The organism is Erwinia endophytica, from assembly GCF_009295515.1.
Taxonomy (GTDB): Bacteria; Pseudomonadota; Gammaproteobacteria; order Enterobacterales; family Enterobacteriaceae; genus Erwinia; species Erwinia endophytica.
In genome coordinates this window covers 36,993-55,605 of the sequence record NZ_RQVV01000011.1, presented here as the reverse complement: position 1 = coordinate 55,605, position 18,613 = coordinate 36,993, and the positions used below count along the sequence as shown (strand labels likewise).

The 18,613-nt window shown below is 51.6% G+C and carries 18 protein-coding genes, 2 tRNA genes and 1 other RNA gene; 2 read left to right on the top strand and 19 right to left on the bottom strand.

Going from position 1 to position 18,613, the window contains the following annotated elements:
• Positions 1 to 31: 31 nt before the first annotated feature.
• Both nadA and EH228_RS02605 read right to left on the bottom strand, forming a co-directional pair.
• A complete protein-coding gene (gene nadA, locus EH228_RS02610; protein WP_152320137.1) occupies positions 32 to 1,075 on the bottom strand; it encodes a quinolinate synthase NadA in 1,044 nt (347 codons plus the stop codon).
• A 156-nt stretch (positions 1,076 to 1,231) separates the two neighbouring features.
• Complete coding sequence (locus EH228_RS02605) at positions 1,232 to 1,735, bottom strand: methylated-DNA--[protein]-cysteine S-methyltransferase (RefSeq protein WP_152320136.1); 504 nt, start codon at positions 1,733 to 1,735, stop codon at positions 1,232 to 1,234.
• 174 nt (positions 1,736 to 1,909) lie between these two features.
• Here EH228_RS02605 and EH228_RS02600 point away from each other — a divergent pair, with 174 nt between their 5' ends.
• Together EH228_RS02600 and EH228_RS02595 are read left to right on the top strand one after the other, a co-directional pair.
• The gene (locus EH228_RS02600; RefSeq protein ID WP_152320135.1) at positions 1,910 to 3,376 is read left to right on the top strand and encodes an AlkA N-terminal domain-containing protein; all 1,467 of its coding nucleotides are present in this window, start codon (positions 1,910 to 1,912) and stop codon (positions 3,374 to 3,376) included.
• A 14-nt stretch (positions 3,377 to 3,390) separates the two neighbouring features.
• On the top strand, positions 3,391 to 3,579 hold the full coding sequence (locus EH228_RS02595; RefSeq protein WP_152320134.1) for a hypothetical protein: 189 nt from the start codon (positions 3,391 to 3,393) through the stop codon (positions 3,577 to 3,579).
• 1,363 nt (positions 3,580 to 4,942) lie between these two features.
• Here EH228_RS02595 and EH228_RS02590 read toward each other — a convergent pair.
• The 17 genes from EH228_RS02590 to odhB all read right to left on the bottom strand — a co-directional run bounded on the left by EH228_RS02590 (position 4,943) and on the right by odhB (position 18,613).
• Positions 4,943 to 5,018 (bottom strand) — tRNA-Lys (locus tag EH228_RS02590).
• A 40-nt stretch (positions 5,019 to 5,058) separates the two neighbouring features.
• A non-coding RNA gene (locus EH228_RS02585) (RtT sRNA) lies at positions 5,059 to 5,184 on the bottom strand.
• 16 nt (positions 5,185 to 5,200) lie between these two features.
• Positions 5,201 to 5,276, bottom strand: a tRNA-Lys gene (locus EH228_RS02580).
• A 164-nt stretch (positions 5,277 to 5,440) separates the two neighbouring features.
• The gene (gene cpoB, locus EH228_RS02575; RefSeq protein WP_152320133.1) at positions 5,441 to 6,229 is read right to left on the bottom strand and encodes a cell division protein CpoB; all 789 of its coding nucleotides are present in this window, start codon (positions 6,227 to 6,229) and stop codon (positions 5,441 to 5,443) included.
• Between the two features lie 9 nt (positions 6,230 to 6,238).
• Positions 6,239 to 6,757 carry a peptidoglycan-associated lipoprotein Pal gene (gene pal / locus EH228_RS02570; RefSeq protein WP_152320132.1) on the bottom strand — a complete coding sequence of 173 codons (519 nt, stop codon included), beginning with the start codon at positions 6,755 to 6,757 and terminating at the stop codon, positions 6,239 to 6,241.
• A gap of 44 nt (positions 6,758 to 6,801) precedes the next feature.
• The gene (gene tolB, locus EH228_RS02565) at positions 6,802 to 8,094 is read right to left on the bottom strand and encodes a Tol-Pal system beta propeller repeat protein TolB (RefSeq protein ID WP_152320131.1); all 1,293 of its coding nucleotides are present in this window, start codon (positions 8,092 to 8,094) and stop codon (positions 6,802 to 6,804) included.
• 118 nt (positions 8,095 to 8,212) lie between these two features.
• Positions 8,213 to 9,313, bottom strand: coding sequence for a cell envelope integrity protein TolA (gene tolA, locus EH228_RS02560; protein WP_152320130.1), 1,101 nt, complete (start codon positions 9,311 to 9,313; stop codon positions 8,213 to 8,215).
• Positions 9,314 to 9,342: 29 nt separating this feature from the next.
• Complete coding sequence (tolR, locus tag EH228_RS02555; RefSeq protein WP_152320129.1) at positions 9,343 to 9,774, bottom strand: colicin uptake protein TolR; 432 nt, start codon at positions 9,772 to 9,774, stop codon at positions 9,343 to 9,345.
• Between the two features lie 14 nt (positions 9,775 to 9,788).
• Positions 9,789 to 10,475 (bottom strand): Tol-Pal system protein TolQ, encoded by a 687-nt coding sequence (tolQ, locus tag EH228_RS02550; RefSeq protein ID WP_152320128.1) that lies wholly within the window; start codon positions 10,473 to 10,475, stop codon positions 9,789 to 9,791.
• Positions 10,472 to 10,876, bottom strand: coding sequence for a tol-pal system-associated acyl-CoA thioesterase (gene ybgC, locus EH228_RS02545; protein ID WP_152320127.1), 405 nt, complete (start codon positions 10,874 to 10,876; stop codon positions 10,472 to 10,474). The genes tolQ and ybgC overlap by 4 nt, the downstream gene beginning before the upstream one ends.
• Before the next feature lie 347 nt (positions 10,877 to 11,223).
• Positions 11,224 to 11,520, bottom strand: coding sequence for a cyd operon protein YbgE (gene ybgE, locus EH228_RS02540; RefSeq protein WP_152320126.1), 297 nt, complete (start codon positions 11,518 to 11,520; stop codon positions 11,224 to 11,226).
• Positions 11,520 to 11,630, bottom strand: coding sequence for a cytochrome bd-I oxidase subunit CydX (gene cydX / locus EH228_RS02535; RefSeq protein ID WP_152320125.1), 111 nt, complete (start codon positions 11,628 to 11,630; stop codon positions 11,520 to 11,522). The genes ybgE and cydX overlap by 1 nt, the downstream gene beginning before the upstream one ends.
• A 15-nt stretch (positions 11,631 to 11,645) precedes the next feature.
• Positions 11,646 to 12,785: a cytochrome d ubiquinol oxidase subunit II gene (cydB, locus tag EH228_RS02530; RefSeq protein WP_152320124.1), complete on the bottom strand. Its 1,140-nt coding sequence runs from the start codon at positions 12,783 to 12,785 to the stop codon at positions 11,646 to 11,648.
• 15 nt (positions 12,786 to 12,800) lie between these two features.
• Positions 12,801 to 14,369, bottom strand: a complete 1,569-nt coding sequence (gene cydA, locus EH228_RS02525; protein WP_152320123.1) for a cytochrome ubiquinol oxidase subunit I — start codon at positions 14,367 to 14,369, stop codon at positions 12,801 to 12,803.
• Between the two features lie 875 nt (positions 14,370 to 15,244).
• Positions 15,245 to 16,120, bottom strand: a complete 876-nt coding sequence (sucD, locus tag EH228_RS02520; RefSeq protein ID WP_152320122.1) for a succinate--CoA ligase subunit alpha — start codon at positions 16,118 to 16,120, stop codon at positions 15,245 to 15,247.
• Positions 16,120 to 17,286 (bottom strand): ADP-forming succinate--CoA ligase subunit beta, encoded by a 1,167-nt coding sequence (gene sucC / locus EH228_RS02515; protein WP_152320121.1) that lies wholly within the window; start codon positions 17,284 to 17,286, stop codon positions 16,120 to 16,122. The genes sucD and sucC overlap by 1 nt, the downstream gene beginning before the upstream one ends.
• 106 nt (positions 17,287 to 17,392) lie before the next feature.
• Positions 17,393 to 18,613 (bottom strand): 2-oxoglutarate dehydrogenase complex dihydrolipoyllysine-residue succinyltransferase, encoded by a 1,221-nt coding sequence (gene odhB, locus EH228_RS02510; protein ID WP_152320120.1) that lies wholly within the window; start codon positions 18,611 to 18,613, stop codon positions 17,393 to 17,395.

Genomic DNA, 18,613 nt, shown 5'->3' with positions numbered 1-18,613 from the left:
ATCTCAGTCCTGAGCAGTAAGGGGCCAGGCGTTACCCTTTTAAACCTGCCGCAAAGGTTAGCATACGATTCAGCGGTATCAATGCACCTTCACGTAGCGCGGCATCCACATGAATTTCATGCTCGCGGCCATGCTGAGTCAGTCCATCGGCAATCGCTTTCAGGCCATTCATCGCCATCCACGGGCAGTGCGCGCAAGTACGACATGATGCCCCCTCACCTGCGGTCGGCGCTTCCAGCAATTCTTTATCCGGGCAGGCCTGCTGCATTTTGTAAAAAATCCCGCGATCCGTTGCCACAATCATCTGCCGATGCGGCAACGTTTTGGCCGCCTGGATCAGCTGGCTGGTTGACCCCACCGCATCAGCAAGATCGACAATCGCCTGTGGCGATTCCGGGTGAACCAGCACCGCAGCAGCAGGATAAAGCGCCTTCATACGCTGTAATGCCTGGGTTTTAAATTCATCGTGCACAATACAGGCGCCCTGCCAACAAAGAACATCAGCGCCGGTCTGACGAGTAACATAGCGCCCCAAATGGCGGTCTGGCGCCCAAATAATTTTCTCTCCCTGACGGTCAAGATGTTCGATCAGCTCGACCGCAATACTGGAAGTGACAACCCAGTCTGCCCGCGCTTTGACGGCGGCAGAGGTATTGGCATACACCACCACGGTACGATCCGGATGCTGGTCACAAAAGCGACTGAATTCATCAATGGGGCATCCCAAATCGAGCGAGCACTCAGCCTGCAGCGTTGGCATCAAAATGGTTTTTTCCGGGCTGAGGATTTTGGCGGTTTCGCCCATAAAACGAACGCCCGCCACCAACAGCGTTGAGGCCGGGTGCTGGCTGCCAAAACGGGCCATTTCCAGTGAATCGGCCACACAACCGCCGGTTTCTTCCGCCAGAGCCTGAATCTCCGGGTCAGTATAGTAATGCGCCACCATCACCGCATTGCGTTCTTTCAGTAAACGCTTGATCTCTTTCCGATAAAATTGCTTTTCATCCAGGGAAAGACGTGCTGGTTTAGGCGGGAACGGATAAACGGTGGTTTCAGGATCAAACATCAGGCTCATAGCGTGGCTCTCGTTTTTTTAACTTAACAAACCATCGACTATTAGCGCTCCCACTGCGGCATAATGCCAGGTTTGTTTTATATGCTAAACAAGATAGCCGAAATAATCACCGCTGTCGCCTCAATTTTTCACCCTGGCTGACGAATTTGCCAGCCGTCAACAAAGGGATAATTCAGTAGAATGGCGGGCCTCAATATTGAGCAGAAAGGCTTTCACCGTCAGCCCGCCCGCATAACCGGTCAGTTTCCCATTCGCACCAATAACCCGGTGACAAGGCGCAATAATTGAGAGCGGATTTCGGCCATTGGCTGCTCCCACCGCCCTGACGGCACCCGGATGGCCGATTGCATGCGCAATTTCACTGTAGCTGCGGGTTTCGCCAAATGGGATGTCCATCAACGCCTGCCAGACTTTTTTCTGAAACTCGGTACCTTGAAAATCCAGCGTCACGGTAAAGCATTGACGCTCACCGGCAAAATATTCTCTCAACTGTTTTTCAGTCTCCAGCAACACTTCATGTTGGGGCTCCTCCTGAGGGGCCAATAGCCGGACACGCCAGGGATCTTCGTTTTCCCAAAGGACGGCGGCTAAGCCCCGCGGGCTGGCAACCAGTTTCAGTTCTCCCACCGGGGATGGCATCATTTTATAGCAGTAGCTCATAATCTTCCCCTGACTCATACTGATCATCTGAATACAGTCTATTATCCGTCATCATGCTATTTGCGCTAGCCATTTTCGGACAGCAAAATAAAGCCGTTAGCTGTCCGAAAACGGCTGGCACAGAGGATAAAAAGCGCCTAACCTGCCTGCAAAACCAGCATACAGGAACCGATAATGATCGATGGAAAAATAGTATACCAGGCATTAATCTCTCGTGATGCCCGGTTTGACGGCCTCTTTTATGTTGGCGTGACCTCAACCGGAATTTACTGCCGACCAGTATGCCCGGCAAAACCGCCCCGGGAAAAAAACTGCCGTTTTTTTTCCAGTGCGGAAGCAGCAGAAAAAGCGGCTTTCCGTCCCTGTCTACGTTGTCGCCCTGAACTGGCCCCGGGCAACGCACCGGTAGACAGTAGCCGCCGGGTAACTGACCTGCTGCTGCAAAAAATTGAAGAGGGATTGATCGAGAACGGCGCCAGTCTGGAAGACATCGCCACACAGTTCTCACTGAGTTCCCGCCAATTGCGACGGATAGTGCAAAAAGAACTGGGTGTGTCGCCGATGGAGTTAAAACAAACCCGACGTTTACTGCTGGCCAAACAGTTATTAACCGAAACCACGCTGCCTATTACCGAAATAGCCTATGCCAGCGGTTTTGCCAGCCTCCGACGTTTTAACGCGGCATTCAGCAACAGCTACCGTATGCCACCCAGCCGCTTGCGCAAAAATGCTGGCCAGAGTCCAGACCGGCTTCCCCCCCAAGAGACATCCACATTACTGTTAAGCTATCGACCGCCATATGACTGGAAGGCGATGCTGGACTTTCTGCACAAGCGCGCCATTAAAGGCATCGAGCACGTGGATACGCAAAGTTATGCCCGGACAGTGCAACTGGGCAAGCATAAAGGATGGATTCGAGTGGTACAGGCCAGCCATCAGTCAGCCCTGAAGATTGAATTTACGCATTCGTTGACGCCGGTGTTGCCAGCGTTACTGCGACGACTGAGAAATCTGTTCGATTTGACGGCGCATCCGACGTTGATTGCCAGGCATCTGCAACAGATGCCGTTACTGCAGGAAAGCGTGTCGCGCAATCCAGGATTGCGTGTCCCTGGCGCATTTGATGGTTTTGAGATGACAGTCAGGGCCATTCTTGGTCAGCAAATCACGGTGAAGGCGGCCACCACCCTCACAGGACGATTCGCCGCAGCTTTCGGGGAAACCGTCGCCACCCCCTTTCCTGAACTTAGCCATATCACCCCTCTGCCCAGCAAAGTGGCTACCGCGACGCTGGACGACATTGCCAGCCTTGGCATCGTCAGTACCCGCGCAGGAACACTGCTGGCTGTAGCAAAAGCCTGTACGACGGGAGCGTTACAACTTGAGGCTGCCGTGCACCCACAAGAGATGATAGCGCGGCTGATTGAGCTACCGGGTATCGGTGCATGGACCGCGCATTACATCGCGATGCGTGCTCTGCGCTGGCCTGATGCGTTTCCGAAAGAAGATGTGGTGGTAAGGAAGAATCTGGGTGGCGTGACGGCAAAACAGGCTGAAGTGATGTCACAGGCATGGCGACCATGGCGCAGCTACGCAGTAATGCATATCTGGAAAAATCTGACACCAGTTAAAGAGAAGTAAAATAAGGGGATGAGGTGATCGAAAAATATGCTGCTTTACTGGGTCAGTATCTATTCGGGAAAAATAATATTTTAGAACAAATAAATGCATTTAAAATACCGACTGATTGCCATGAAATATCGCAGGGTAATATCGCGGTTAACGCTGTCGGAGAACGTATTCAGGCATTCTCCGCAAATAGTAAAATCAGTCTCATGAATTAACGCACTACAAAATTACAGCGGCAATCTTCATATATAGTGCTTATTTACTGAAAAATGTTGAGCGTTTCTCAGGAAGAGAGCATCGATTTCATTTCCCAATCGGGATCCCTTTAAGAGGAAGGTCAATCTGCCTCCGTCTCACTGGCCGTGCTCTCCTTTTCTATCGGCGTAACACCACCTGATCTGTCCGGCCACAGAAAATGGCTAAATGACACTAAAAGCACCATTGAGACCCGCGTTGAGAACAAGAAAAGCCAAAAATTCCCCCATGAGAATCGACGGAAAATCGCCTGGAAAGGACTGAGAGCAATGCAATGCAAAACACAACGCGCCGGTAAACACCCGCATCGATGCTTGTGGATGTTCTACCGAAATTCGAGTGATACGCCCCTGCGTCAGGGTCACCACGACAGCGATGAAGCCAGTCCCCCATACCGTCGGGGCGGAGGCGCTCTCTAAACAGCAACAGAGTCAATCCGACAATCAATAAAGGCCAGCTATACCGCGCTACCAATACCGCGCCCCCATTATCAATTGAATAACCGCGATACAGTAACAGGTAAAACAGGCAAGCCAGACATCCTGACCACGCAAACTGACATATTGTCGGCCTGGAAAGATGTCGCATCTCTTTTTTGCTTTAAGCTGTTCGACTAAAATAGAAATTGAAAATTGTCCATTTGATGCTGCCCCAGTCGGGCAACAACCGGAATGAAATGCCATACTAATACGCATAGAATGCGTAGCGCATCGCTTTCGCACTATCCACAGGCGACGCCCTTGTGTGAATATCGTTCTATCCATCGAAACAGGCCAGTAGTGGTATATATGCCAGGTATTGCTGATAAATTGAGTTTTGCACTGATATCCACGGACCGCCATCAAATAATCCAAATAGGTGAAGTGATAGGCACAGTTTGAAAAGCCTGCTTGACTCCCAAAAAACAACCGAACGGATTGTGCTCGTACCTGAGTTCAAATCCACAAGACATACAGTAATTTGAATGAACAGGCGTGGTGTGTTCGCTTGTAGAGAATTGAGATATCAAAATACCTTGCCCACTAACGGCAATGGCATCAAGAAAACCATTCAATATTCCCTATAAAATTGAATGGTAATACAATTAAACCCCTCGCTGTTTCTCCTGGCGCTCTCTTTTTTATAATAAGGTGATTCGCGAGATTGACAAAATGATGGGCATTTTCCCTAATGAATCGGCATTAATGCACCATGTATCCGTAAGGTTCCACAGCCTGACGCAACAAACAACGTTGCCTCACTACGTGAGACTCGACCTGCTGCAAGTTCGAACCCTGTCGAATTACAATAGCAAAAAGGCGCCTTTAGGGCGCCTTTCTACACTGGTGGGTCGTGCAGGATTCGAACCTGCGACCAATTGATTAAAAGTCAACTGCTCTACCAACTGAGCTAACGACCCGCGATGCGGTGTACTACCGGATGTTGATTTACCTTTAAAGTGGTGGGTCGTGCAGGATGACTCGGCTACGCCTCGGCCTTACGGCCCGTTGCCGCTGGCAACGTTGTTTCGCTTCGCTTAACTCGAACCTGCTACAGGTTCAAATCCTTTACACTTAATACCGCCCAATACAATCTTTAAAGTGGTGGGTCGTGCAGGATTCGAACCTGCGACCAATTGATTAAAAGTCAACTGCTCTACCAACTGAGCTAACGACCCACTTTTCCGCGCCTGGAACCTTTTAATATATGCCCCGGCAACGGCGGCATATATTACTGATTTGACGTGGTAGCGCAACCACTATTTTCAGATAACTCGTTCAACTGCCTGACTTTCACCCGAACAGGGCGGAAATCATCCGATAGTTGCTCAAAGTCTGTCAGTTACAACGCCGCAGCACGCTTTTTCGCTTGTTTTGCCGCATCGGTGTTGGGGTACTGTTTGATCACCTGCAGGAAGACGGCTTTCGCTTTCGCGCTGTCACCCTTCTCCTGCATGATAACCCCAACCTTATACAACGCATCCGGACTCTTTGGTGACTTAGGATAATTCTTGACTACTGTGGCAAAATAATAGGCCGCATCGTCTTTTTTACCTTTGTTATAATTCAACTGTCCCAGCCAATAATTAGCATTCGGCTGATACGTGGAATTGGGATATTTCTTAACAAAAGCCTGGAAAGCCGCAATAGCCTGCTCATTCTGCTTTTTCTCCAGCACCAGAGCCACTGCCGCATTGTAATCAGTGTTCGCGTCACCACTCTGCACCACAGCATCATTACTGGCTGCCGCTGAGTTATCTGCCGCTCCAGCAGGGGCATTATTTCCGCCTGCAGCTGGTACCTGAGTGCTGTTATTACTGCCACTGCTGAGCGTATCAAGTTGCTGAAAAATAGCTTTCTGTCGCTCGGTGACCTGATTCAACTGATATTGATTTTCCTGAATCTGTCCACGGAGAGAATCAATATCGCGCTGCGTGTCAGAAAGCTGCTGCTGAAGTTGCTGAAGAAGTTGCCCCTGAGCATTAGAAATACGCTCAAGAGTGGTGACACGGTCCTCGACCGAGCCTGATCCCGCGTTACTGATTGACGCCTGGGCATTAGCGGCCCAGGAGGCCGCTACGCCAACCAGTAACGACAGACCCAACAGGTGAAGTCTGAAGTTACTAATCATGTGATTCTCTTAATATACCAGTACGGCACGACGGTTCTTGGCATAAGCCGCTTCGTCGTGACCCAGTACAGCAGGCTTCTCTTTACCGTAAGAAACGATAGACATCTGGTCTGCGGCAACCCCTTTACCCTGCAGATACATTTTAACCGCATTAGCACGACGTTCGCCCAGGGCGATGTTGTACTCTGGCGTACCGCGCTCATCCGCATGACCTTCAATGGTCACTTTGTATGATGGGTTGTTACGCAGGAAGGTCGCATGTGCGTCCAGCATCTGAGCAAAATCAGACTGAATATCGTACTTATCCAGACCAAAGTAAACGATGTTGTTTTTCTGCAATTCTTGCATCTGCAGACGAGCCTGCTCATCAGAAGACATATTACCGCTATTCATGCCGCCGTTTGCAGAGCCATCCCCCCCCATACCACTGGTCTGGCCGTTATCATTGTTTTTGTGTGAGCTACATGCAGCCACTGCGATTACTGGCAGTGCCAGCATTAAGCCTTTCAGCACTTTGTTCAGTTGCATCTCTACAATCCTATTATTGTTTGCCATACATATTTACACATGCATCACAGATACGGCGACCAGGCAGGGAATTTGACCTGTCCATCAGTTGCCGGAAGACGCGCTTTGAAACGCCCATCCGTCGACACCAGTTGTAAAACAGACCCCATACCCTGGGTAGAACTGTAGATTACCATGGTACCGTTTGGTGCGAGGCTTGGCGTTTCATCCAGGAACGAGTCCGTTAACTGTTGCACGGCTCCCGTTTCCAGATCCTGTCTGGCGACGTGTTGTACACCGCCATTGGTGCTGATCATCACCATTGATTTGCCATCAGAACTAACATCAGCATCCTGATTCTGAGAACCTTCCCAGGTCAGACGCTGTGGCGTACCGCCATTAACACTGATTTTATAGATTTGTGGGCGCCCTGCCTGATCCGAGGTATAGGCCAAACTCTGACTGTCAGGGAACCAGGTGGGTTCGGTGCTGTTATAGCGACCATCGGTTAGCTGGGTTATCTGGCCGGAAGCCAGGTCCATCACGTACAGGTTCAGGCTGCCGGTTTTCGACAAGGCGAAAGCCAGTTTCGTCCCGTCAGGCGAGAACGCTGGCGCGCCATTGTGGCGTGGGAAAGCAGCCACCTGCTTAATCGCACCAGTAGCCAGCGTCTGTACCACCAGGGCGGATTTACCGCTTTCAAAAGTGACGTAAGCCAGTTTACTGCCATCTTTCGACCAGGCTGGAGACATCAGCGGTTCTGGTGAACGGTGCACGGTAAACTGGTTGTAGCCATCGTAATCAGACACCCGCAACTCATACGGGAACTGGCCGCCATTGGTCTGTACAACGTAAGCAATACGGGTACGGAACGCGCCTTTAATCCCGGTCAGCTTCTCAAAGGTCTCATCACTGGCAGTATGCGCAGCATAGCGCAACCACTGTTTAGTCACCTTATACTGGTTCTGCGCCAGGATTGCTCCCGGATTACCAGAGGTATCAACTAACTGATAAGAGACCAGATAGCTGCCATCGGCACCAGGCTGTACCTGACCGACCACCACGGCATCAATACCCAATGCAGTCCATGCAGTTGACTGAACTTCTGCCGCCGTGGTCGGCTGCTGCGGTAAACGCGCCCTGTCCAGCGGGTTAAATTTACCACTGTTACGTAAATCAGCAGCGATAATACCGCCGATATCTTCCGGCGCCGCACCCGGACCATTCCATTTAAAAGGCACCACGCCAATCGGCCGCGCAGTGTTCACCCCCTGGGTGATTTCGATACGGACTTCTGCATGCGCTACCGCCACAAACAGCAGTAGGAAACTCAGTGCTACACGAAATGCCTGCTTCATCTTTTCTCCCTTATCTGAACGCAACGTCCACGATAATTAGCAGTGTTTCAACGAACCAATAATGCCTCTATAGAGTACGGCATGTTGACCTTAATTCAACACGCGGGTTGTTACCGAATTATTGTGGCTTGAATTCTAATGTTGCCTCTTTTACTGCCTGATAAACTTCAGCGCTCGGCGGCTTAGGGATCCTCGCCATATGAGCGGCGTTAATCGCGGCCTGACACAGAGCGGCATCCCCACCCGCGGCCGTAGCGGAAATCAACAAACCCTCTGGAGCCAGTTTGATCCGCACATCACAGGTACGGCCTTTGAAGGTATCCGCATCATAAAATTTACTCTGGATAGCGCCCTGGACCTGTCCCAGATAGCTGTCAATCGCGGCGCCTGACGCGCCCGATTTCTTCTGATTGCCTTGTCCTGCCGCGGCGCCCCCCACTTTCCCCTGTTTCGGCGCGTTCTTGCCGGAAGCAAGACCGCCCAGCAGATCGTTAACATCCTGGCTTTCTTTCTCCGCCTCTGCGGCGGCTTTCGCTTTGGCCGCAGCGGCTGCCTTCGCCTTCGCTGCCGCCTCTGCTTTGGCTTTAGCTTTCGCTTCGGCATCTGCTTTAGCTTTGGCTTCGGCGTCCGCTTTGGCTTTCGCGACAGCTTCGGCTTTCGCCTCCTGAGCGGCTTTCACTTTCGCTGCTTCGGCTGCGGCCTGTTTCGCCTCAGCCTCCGCTTGTTTCTTCGCGTCTGCTGCCGCTTTTTTCGCGGCAGCTTCAGCTTGTTTCTTCGCCTCCGCAGCGGCTTTCGCCTGAGCATCCACCTGAGCTTTAGCATCGGCTTTCGCTTTAGCCGCAGCGGCTTCAGCCTGCTTTTGCTGTTCCTGCACCTGCTTTTGCTGAGCGGCCTGTTCCGCCGCCTGCTGCGCCTGCAAACGCTGTTCTTCAGCCTGTTTCTGTTGCTGTTCTTCAGCCTGCTGTTGCGCCTGCTTCTGTCGCTGCTGAGCGGCACGCTGACTGGCACTCTGTTGACTCTGCTGTCGATTGTACTGCTCGACCACCGCACCGGGATCAACCATTACGGCAGCAATATCGCCACCGCCACCGCCGCTACTGGCGTCGATATGTTCGTCAAACGAGCTCCAAATCAGTAATGCAATCAAAATGATATGCAATATCACTGAAATGATGATGGCACGCTTTAACTTGTCGTTTTGCTCGGCTACCTTCGACACTCTCGATTCCCAAAAACGGTTCGAATGATTTAAATCGGCTGCGTCATTAAGCCGACAGATTTCACACCGGCCTGATGCAGCAAGTTCAGCGCTTTAATGATCTCATTGTAAGGCACGTCCTTCGCACCACCGATCAGGAACACCGTTTTCGGGTTAGCCTCAATACGGCGCTGCGCTTCAGCAACGACCTGCTCAGGCGGCAACTGCTCCATCCGATCGTGATCGACCACCAGGCTGTACTGCCCCACCCCCGCAACTTCAACAATCACCGGCGGATTGTCGTCACTGGCAACGGTTTTCGAATCCGTCGCGTCCGGCAAATCGACTTCTACGCTTTGGGTGATGATCGGCGCTGTCGCCATAAAAATCAGCAACAGCACTAACAACACATCCAGCAGCGGAACAATATTGATCTCTGACTTCAGATCGCGGCGATGGCGACCACGTCGTGTTCTGGCCATGCTACCCCCTGTGCTTACTTGCTGTTCTCGCTGGAGAATGCCTGACGATGGAGAATAGCGGTAAATTCTTCCATAAAGTTATCGTAATTCTGCTCAAGACTGTTCACCCGCTGGTTCAGACGGTTGTACGCCATGACAGCCGGGATGGCGGCAAACAACCCGATAGCGGTGGCGATCAGCGCTTCAGCAATCCCTGGCGCCACCATCTGTAAAGTGGCCTGTTTCACCGCGCCCAGGGCGATAAAGGCATGCATAATCCCCCACACCGTACCGAACAGGCCGATATATGGGCTGATTGATCCTACAGTGCCAAGGAATGGAATATGGGTTTCCAGTGTTTCCAGTTCACGATTCAGCGAAATACGCATGGCCCGCGTCGCCCCTTCTACCACGGCTTCCGGTACATGGCTATTCGCGCGATGCAGGCGGGCAAATTCTTTAAAGCCCGCGTAAAATATTTGTTCGGTCCCGCCCAGTTCGTCGCGGCGAGACTGGCTCTCCTGGTATAAACGAGACAATTCAATCCCCGACCAGAATTTATCTTCAAAGGCATCAGCCTCACGCCCGGCCGCGTTCAAAATACGCGTGCGCTGAATAATGATTGCCCAGGAGACGATAGAAAAACAAATCAAAATCAACATGATAAGTTTAACCAGAAGGCTGGCCTTCAGGAACAAATCAAGAATGTTCATGTCAGTCACTGCTTGAACTCCGCGACAATAGACTTGGGAAGCGCAACAGGCTTCATCAGATGTGGATTGATGCAGGCGATCAGGACTTCCGCTTCGTTCAGCGTCCGACCTTCTGCATTAACAATACGTTGAGCAAAAGTCATGGTCGTTCTGGTCATCTTTATCACCTCGCTTTGCACCTCGAGAAGATCGTCAAGGCGCGCGGCGGCGAGATAATCCACCGTCATACGACGCACAACAAACGCGACCTGCTGTTCCAGCAACGCCTGTTGATTGAAATGGCGCTGGCGCAACATCTCAGTTCGTGCCCGTTCATAAAAAGCAACATAGCTGGCGTGGTAAACCACACCTCCGGCATCAGTGTCTTCGAAGTAGACCCGCACCGGCCATCGAAATAGCGTTATACTCACTCTACATCCCGGTAATGCTTTTAAACGTTGTTACTATACGCAAGAGCATACACCTTTGGAATGGATTGCCAGAAGGTAGAGAAAATAATTATCGTTTAGAAACAACTTAGCGAATTTCGGGAGGATTCTTAGACAAGACTTGACAAAAATAAGGCCAGAAAAAGGTATACCTCAAAAAATAATGCAAACTGCGACAACGCAATCAACCAGCCTGTCCACGGGATTGACTCAGGGAAGCAGCAGGCGGCGCGAACAACACACGTAGCCGCAACGTAGCAATATGCAGGGGATAATGTCGGAAAAGGCCGGACAGTCAATGAACGACCTGCCCGGACAATCAACCGTTATTAAAAGAAGAAGAAAAGCAGACCAGACACCAACACGCACCAGGCCAGCAATGGGGAGAAAAATGCCTGCCAGCACAGACGGTGCTGACGGAACCCCACGCCATGGATAACCCCAGTACAAACAGCCCACATCATCAGCAATCCATGCCAGACTTCCAGTGAACTACTGTTCGCGGCAAAACGCGTCGGGTCCCAGAACATACAGCCTGCCAGCAGCAAAGCCATGATCAGGGAAAGAACCCTGAGCGGGTTCTTATCCATCAGCTTATAGAGACGAGCAATAATGACTGGCCCCATTACGCTTTTTCTTTACCTTCGCTGTCTTCGATATGTTCAATAGCCAGCGCAGTGATGATGCCGAAGGCACACGCCAACAGCGTGCCGAGGATCCAGGCAAAATACCACATAATTCAGCTCCTCAATCAATAAAGAGAATGGGTGTTGGTTTCAATCTGTTCTTTGGTCAAACGACCGAACATTTTGTAATAACACCAGGTTGTATACGCCAGGATAATTGGCACGAAGATGATGGCCGCCACGGTCATAATTTTCAGCGTCAGGAAGCTGGAAGTAGCGTCCCACATGGTCAGACTAACGTTCGGCTCAGTGCTGGAAGGCATAATGAACGGGAACATCGCCCCCCCTGCGGTCAAGATAACGCAGGCCAGAGTCAGGGAAGAAAACACAAACGCCCATGCTCCTTTCTCCAGACGCGAACATAAAATGGTCAGCAGCGGGAACACACATCCCAGCGCAGGGATCGCCCATAACACTGGCGTATTATTGAAATTCACCAACCAGGCACCGGCTTCTCGCACCACTTGTTTGGTCAGCGGATTAGAAGCCGCGTTATGATCCAATGTGGAGGTCAGCGCATAACCATCGAGGCCATACAGCACCCACCCTCCCGCCAGCACGAAGCACACCAACATCACCAGGGCAGCAATCTGTGCAGCGGTACGAGAACGGACATGCAGTTCTCCCACGGTACGCATTTGCAGGTAAGTCGCCCCCTGCGCCAGGATCATGGTCAGACTGACAATCCCTGCCAACAGTGCAAACGGGTTCAGGAGTTGGAAGAAATTACCGGTGTAAAACAGACGCAGATACTGGTCGGTATGGAACGGCACACCTTGCAGCAAATTACCGAACGCTACGCCAATCACCAGCGGCGGCACGAAGCTACCGATAAAGATCCCCCAGTCCCACATGCCACGCCAGCGCATATCGGCAATCTTCGAACGGTAATCAAAACCCACCGGACGGAAGAATAAAGAAGCCAGCACCAGGATCATTGCCACATAAAATCCAGAAAACGCGGCGGCATAGACCATTGGCCAGGCAGCAAACAATGCCCCACCGGCGGTAATCAGCCAGACCTGGTTGCCGTCCCAGTGAGGGGCTATGCTGTTAATCATAATACGGCGTTCGGTATCAGTCCGTCCGAGAATGCGGCTCAGCATGCCTACGCCCATATCAAAACCATCAGCGACAGCGAAACCAATCAGCAGGACACCAATCAGCACCCACCAGACGAAACGCAACAGTTCATAAGTTATCATTTCACAGCTCCTGTTTTAGCGTACCGGTTGGGCGGCAATGTCAGATTGTTCATAGTGATAGCGACCTGTTTTCAGGCTACTTGGCCCCAGACGCGCAAACTTAAACATCAGGTACATTTCAGCGATCAGGAACAGCGTGTACAGCCCACATATCAGCCCCATAGAGAACAACAGATCCCCGGTGGTCAGCGAGGAGTTCGCCACTGCTGTTGGCAGCACTTCACCAATCGCCCATGGCTGGCGACCATACTCGGCAACAAACCAACCGGCCTCTACAGCAATCCAGGGTAACGGGATGCCGTACAGCGCACATTTCAACAGGAAACGATTTTTGCCAATGCGGTTGCGGATAACCGTCCAGAAAGAACAGCCGATAATCAGCAATATCAACACGCCGGCAGCAACCATAATACGGAAGGAGAAATACAATGGCGCGACACGTGGAATGGAATCTTTCGTCGCCTGCTGGATCTGTGCCTCGCTGGCATCAGTCACGTTCGGCGTATAGCGTTTCAACAGCAAGCCATACCCCAGATCTTTCTTCGCGTCATTGAAGGCGGAACGCACTAACGGATCGTCATTGCCGGAGCGCAATTGCTCCAGCAGATGATAGGCTTTCATGCCGTTACGAATCCGCACTTCATGTTGTTCCAGCAGCTCTTTCAGGCCGGTGACCTGTTTATCAACCGAGCGGGTGGCAATCAAACCCAGCGCCCATGGGATCTGCACAGCATAATGGTTTTTCTGCGCGTCCTGATCCGGAATACCGAACAGGGTAAAGGCCGCCGGGGCCGGCTGCGTTTCCCATTCAGCTTCAATCGCCGCCAGCTTGGTTTTCTGTACGTCACCAATTTCGTAACCCGACTCATCACCCAGCACGATGACGGACAACACTGCCGCCATGCCGAAACTGGCTGCAATAGCAAAAGAACGTTTGGCAAAAGCCACATCGCGCCTGCGCAGCAGATAATAAGCACTGATCCCCAGAATAAACATCGCGCCAGTGGTATAACCGGCAGCCACGGTATGGACGAATTTAACCTGCGCTACTGGGTTGAAAATCAGCTCGGAGAAGCTGACCATTTCCATACGCATGGTTTCAAAATTAAATTCGGACGCGACCGGATTCTGCATCCAGCCATTGGCCACGAGGATCCACAAAGCAGAGAGGTTAGAGCCAAGCGCAACCAGCCAGGTAACCGCCATGTGCTGTACTTTCCCCAGGCGATCCCAGCCAAAAAAGAACAATCCCACAAAGGTGGACTCCAGGAAGAAGGCCATCAGTCCTTCAATCGCCAACGGCGCCCCGAAAATATCACCAACGTAGTGCGAATAATATGACCAGTTGGTGCCGAACTGGAATTCCATGGTCAAGCCAGTTGCCACCCCCAGCGCAAAGTTAATACCGAATAACTTGCCCCAGAATTTAGTCATATCTTTATAGATTTGTTTGCCGGACAGCACATACACCGTTTCCATGATGGCCAGTAAGAACGCCATACCCAGCGTTAACGGGACAAACAGAAAATGGTACATAGCCGTCAGAGCAAACTGTAAGCGCGACAGTTCGACAATATCAAACATCTTGACTCCTTGCTCCTCACTCGAGGGTGTTAACACAGTGCTCCGCCCCTAGGCAAAACACCGGTCATGCCAGTAAATTCTGAAAGAAAAATCCTGTCATAGCGTTAATGAAACGATAATAAATATCGTTTCAATCGCCAAAATTTAACAAATAAAGTAATAAATTGGACTCACGATCCCAGCGAAATCCTACGCAGTTATACATCCTTGATTAGTCATGAATTGTGACAGAGGAATTACTTTAATCATCCATATCAATTTATTATTTTTCACTGAGATCGAGTTTTTTGACGCAAGACAATTTAATCGAAAAACAGTTTTTTGATCCAGTAATACCAATTGATTTAGATCGCACTTTCTTGATCGAGATTAAGGTCTCATGGTGGGTAAATATGCCAGGGATCCCTGGTTGTTAATTTATTGTATTTATTAATTAAAGAAATGAGTGAATTAAATAATAATTACCAGGGAATTTTAACCTGATAACTTCACGTTAATCCGTCAGAGTGACGGCATTCCCTTCCCCGTGGGGGTACCTGGGTAACGTATCAATAATTCTAGTCAGTTTTTTCAGGTTTGCTTACTGGATAGCAAGTTAAAGAAAAATTTTACCCTTTGGAGATAACAATATCGGCGGTTAGCGGCTACCAGAAGCGAAGCCTTACCCGTGGCGAGGGAACGGATGACCAACCTGTTGTGGCTATGCTCGCGGTTAGCGGCAGTATGAAGACTTGTCGACTGAGGGGCATTGGCTGGAGTCATTCAACAAGGATTCATGCTGAACATGAACCCTTGTTACGCTAAACTGTAACCCAGTTATTCTTTAAATCATCGGCATTAACTGCGCAGATGAACCAGGATAATTCCGAGTCACATTATTTCGGCGGCAGTACTGCTTTTACGGCATCGCCAATCTCAGCAAGACTACGAACCGTTTTTACCCCAGCGGCTTCCAGCGCAGCAAACTTCTCATCTGCTGTCCCTTTGCCACCCGAAATAATCGCCCCGGCATGGCCCATTCGCTTCCCTTTCGGCGCGGTCACCCCCGCGATATAACCTACCACTGGCTTGGTGACATGCTCTTTAATAAAAGCAGCCGCTTCTTCTTCCGCACTCCCGCCAATTTCACCAATCATCACAATCGCTTCAGTCTGTGGGTCTTGCTGAAATAGTTTCAGGATATCGATAAAATTAGAGCCGGGGATGGGGTCGCCACCAATACCAACACAGGTAGACTGACCATAACCAATGTCAGTCGTCTGCTTAACGGCTTCATAGGTCAGGGTACCAGAACGGGACACGATCCCCACACGACCAGGTCGGTGAATGTGGCCCGGCATGATGCCGATTTTGCATTCGCCTGGGGTAATGACGCCAGGACAGTTCGGGCCAATCATCCTGACGCCGGCTTCATCCAGCTTCACCTTCACGGTGAGCATATCCAGCGTCGGGATACCCTCAGTGATAGTAATTATCAGTTTGATGCCCGCATCGATAGCCTCCAGGATACCGTCCTTGCAGAACGGAGCCGGGACGTAGATAACAGAAGCCGTTGCGCCGGTAGATTCCACGGCTTCACGCACGGTATTGAACACGGGCAGCCCCAGATGCTCGGTGCCACCTTTACCTGGCGTCACGCCACCAACCAGTTGCGTGCCGTAAGCCAGCGCCTGCTCAGAGTGAAATGTTCCCTGGCCGCCGGTGAACCCCTGGCAGATTACCTTCGTGTTTTTATCGATCAAAATGGACATTATTTCCCCTCCGCTGCGGCAACAACGCGCTGCGCCGCGTCACTCAGGCTGGTTGCTGCAATAATATTCAGACCACTGTCAGCCAGTTTTTTGGCGCCCAGCTCGGCATTGTTTCCTTCCAGACGTACCACGACGGGTACGTTAACCCCCACTTCCGCCACCGCGCCGATGATGCCATCGGCAATCAGATCGCAGCGCACAATGCCGCCAAAGATGTTCACAAACACCGCGGTGACTGCTTCATCGGACAGGATGATTTTGAAGGCTTCGGTCACTCGTTCTTTCGTCGCACCACCGCCAACGTCAAGGAAGTTGGCTGGCTGACCGCCATGCAGTTTAACGATATCCATCGTTCCCATCGCCAGACCGGCGCCGTTCACCATACAGCCGATGTTCCCTTCCAATGCCACATAGTTCAGTTCCCACTGCGCGGCATGCGCCTCACGCGGGTCTTCCTGGCTTGGATCGCGCATCTCACGCAACTCCGGCTGGCGGAACAACGCATTACCATCGGCGCCCAGTTTGCCATCCAGGCAAATCAGATCGCCCTGCTTAGTGATAACCAGCGGATTGATCTCAACCAGCGCCAGGTCACGCTCCAGGAACATCGTCGCCAGTCCCATAAAGATCTTGGTGAACTGACTCACTTGTTTGCCGGTCAGTCCCAGTTTGAACGCCAGCTCACGGCCCTGATACGGCTGAGGACCGGTTAATGGATCCAGTGCCACTTTGTGGATCAAGTGCGGCGTTTCTTCCGCGACTTTTTCGATTTCCACGCCGCCTTCGGTCGATGCCATAAACACCACTCGACGGGAACCACGATCCACCACCGCACCCAGGTACAGCTCCTGACCGATGTCGGTAGCGGCCTCAACCAGGACCTGGTTAACCGGCTGACCGTTGGCATCCGTCTGATAAGTGGTCAGGCGTTTGCCCAACCACTGCTCAGCAAAAGCCCGAATATCTTCTTTGCTTTTGACCACTTTCACGCCGCCCGCTTTACCGCGGCCTCCGGCATGAACCTGACATTTCACTACCCACGGACCCGCGCCAATCTTGGAGGCGGCTTCTTCAGCTTCACGTGGAGTGGTGCAGGCATAACCGATAGGCGCCGGTAGACCATACCGTGCAAACAATTGTTTTGCCTGATATTCGTGTAAGTTCATGATGTTCTATCCATTCAGGTCGGAAAAGACTGAGCCGAAGCCAAAAACGTGTGATGGTCGGCCATACGTAGGGTTAGGTGCGGTCCAACACCGCACCCGACAAGGATTAAACGTCCAGCAGCAGGCGGGACGGATCTTCCAGCAGTTCTTTGATAGCCACCAGGAAACTGACAGACTCTTTGCCGTCAATCAGACGATGGTCATAGGACAACGCCAGATACATCATTGGCAGAATGGTCACCTGACCATTCACCGCCATCGGGCGGTCCTTGATCGCATGCATCCCCAGAATGGCGCTCTGTGGTGGGTTGATGATTGGCGTCGACATCAGCGAGCCAAACACCCCGCCATTGGTGATGGTAAAGTTACCGCCCGTCAGTTCCTCAACGGTCAACTTACCGTCACGGCCTTTCACCGCCAGCTCTTTGATTTTTTTCTCAATGTCAGCCATACCCAACGCATCAACATCTTTCAGCACTGGCGTCACCAGCCCACGAGGCGTGGACACCGCGATACTGACGTCAAAATAGTTGTGGTAGACCACATCATCGCCATCAATGGAGGCGTTCACTTCCGGGAAGCGCTTCAACGCTTCAACGACCGCTTTCAGATAGAAGGACATAAAGCCCAGGCGGATACCGTGACGTTTTTCGAACGCTTCACCGTACTGCTTACGCAGATTCATGATCGGCTGCATGTTCACTTCGTTGAAAGTGGTCAGCATCGCGGTACTGTTTTTCGCTTCCAGCAAACGTTCGGCCACACGCTTACGTAAACGGGTCATCGGCACCCGCTTCTCGCTACGACCCGTCAGAGACGGTGCTGGAACCGCTTCCGGCGTGTTTGACTCAACCGGTTTAGCTGTGGATTGTTTCGCCAGATGCTTTTCAATATCTTCACGCGTCAGACGGCCACCCACGCCGGTACCTTTAATGGCGGCGGGATCCAGGCTGTGCTCAGCAATCAGACGGCGGATTGCCGGACTGAGCGCATCGTTATTTTCCTCTTCCAGTGACGCATTCTGACGCTGAGCCGGTGTGGACTCTTTCGACTCGACCCTGGCCGCGCTTTCTTTACCGCTGCTGTTCCCTTCTGTCAGACGTCCCAGCGCCTGACGTGAGGTCACTGTCGCGCCTTCATCTTCCAGAATGGCATCCAGCACGCCATCGGAAGACGCGGGTACTTCCAGCACCACTTTATCGGTTTCGATCTCAACCAGCACTTCATCGCGCTGGACGCTATCGCCCGGTTTCTTGTGCCAGGTCGCCACGGTGGCATCGGCAACGGATTCAGGCAGGTCGGGAACGAGGATATCTACGCTACTCAT

Coding starts and splice junctions, on each gene's coding strand:
- tolR (WP_152320129.1), bottom strand. CDS start 9,774: ATGGCCAGAACACGACGTGGTCGCCATCGCCGCGATCTGAAGTCAGAG.
- EH228_RS02605 (WP_152320136.1), bottom strand. CDS start 1,735: ATGAGCTACTGCTATAAAATGATGCCATCCCCGGTGGGAGAACTGAAA.
- EH228_RS02600 (WP_152320135.1), top strand. CDS start 1,910: ATGATCGATGGAAAAATAGTATACCAGGCATTAATCTCTCGTGATGCC.
- ybgE (WP_152320126.1), bottom strand. CDS start 11,520: ATGGGGCCAGTCATTATTGCTCGTCTCTATAAGCTGATGGATAAGAAC.
- cpoB (WP_152320133.1), bottom strand. CDS start 6,229: ATGATTAGTAACTTCAGACTTCACCTGTTGGGTCTGTCGTTACTGGTT.
- cydA (WP_152320123.1), bottom strand. CDS start 14,369: ATGTTTGATATTGTCGAACTGTCGCGCTTACAGTTTGCTCTGACGGCT.
- nadA (WP_152320137.1), bottom strand. CDS start 1,075: ATGAGCCTGATGTTTGATCCTGAAACCACCGTTTATCCGTTCCCGCCT.
- sucD (WP_152320122.1), bottom strand. CDS start 16,120: ATGTCCATTTTGATCGATAAAAACACGAAGGTAATCTGCCAGGGGTTC.
- cydB (WP_152320124.1), bottom strand. CDS start 12,785: ATGATAACTTATGAACTGTTGCGTTTCGTCTGGTGGGTGCTGATTGGT.
- cydX (WP_152320125.1), bottom strand. CDS start 11,630: ATGTGGTATTTTGCCTGGATCCTCGGCACGCTGTTGGCGTGTGCCTTC.
- pal (WP_152320132.1), bottom strand. CDS start 6,757: ATGCAACTGAACAAAGTGCTGAAAGGCTTAATGCTGGCACTGCCAGTA.
- sucC (WP_152320121.1), bottom strand. CDS start 17,286: ATGAACTTACACGAATATCAGGCAAAACAATTGTTTGCACGGTATGGT.
- odhB (WP_152320120.1), bottom strand. CDS start 18,613: ATGAGTAGCGTAGATATCCTCGTTCCCGACCTGCCTGAATCCGTTGCC.
- tolB (WP_152320131.1), bottom strand. CDS start 8,094: ATGAAGCAGGCATTTCGTGTAGCACTGAGTTTCCTACTGCTGTTTGTG.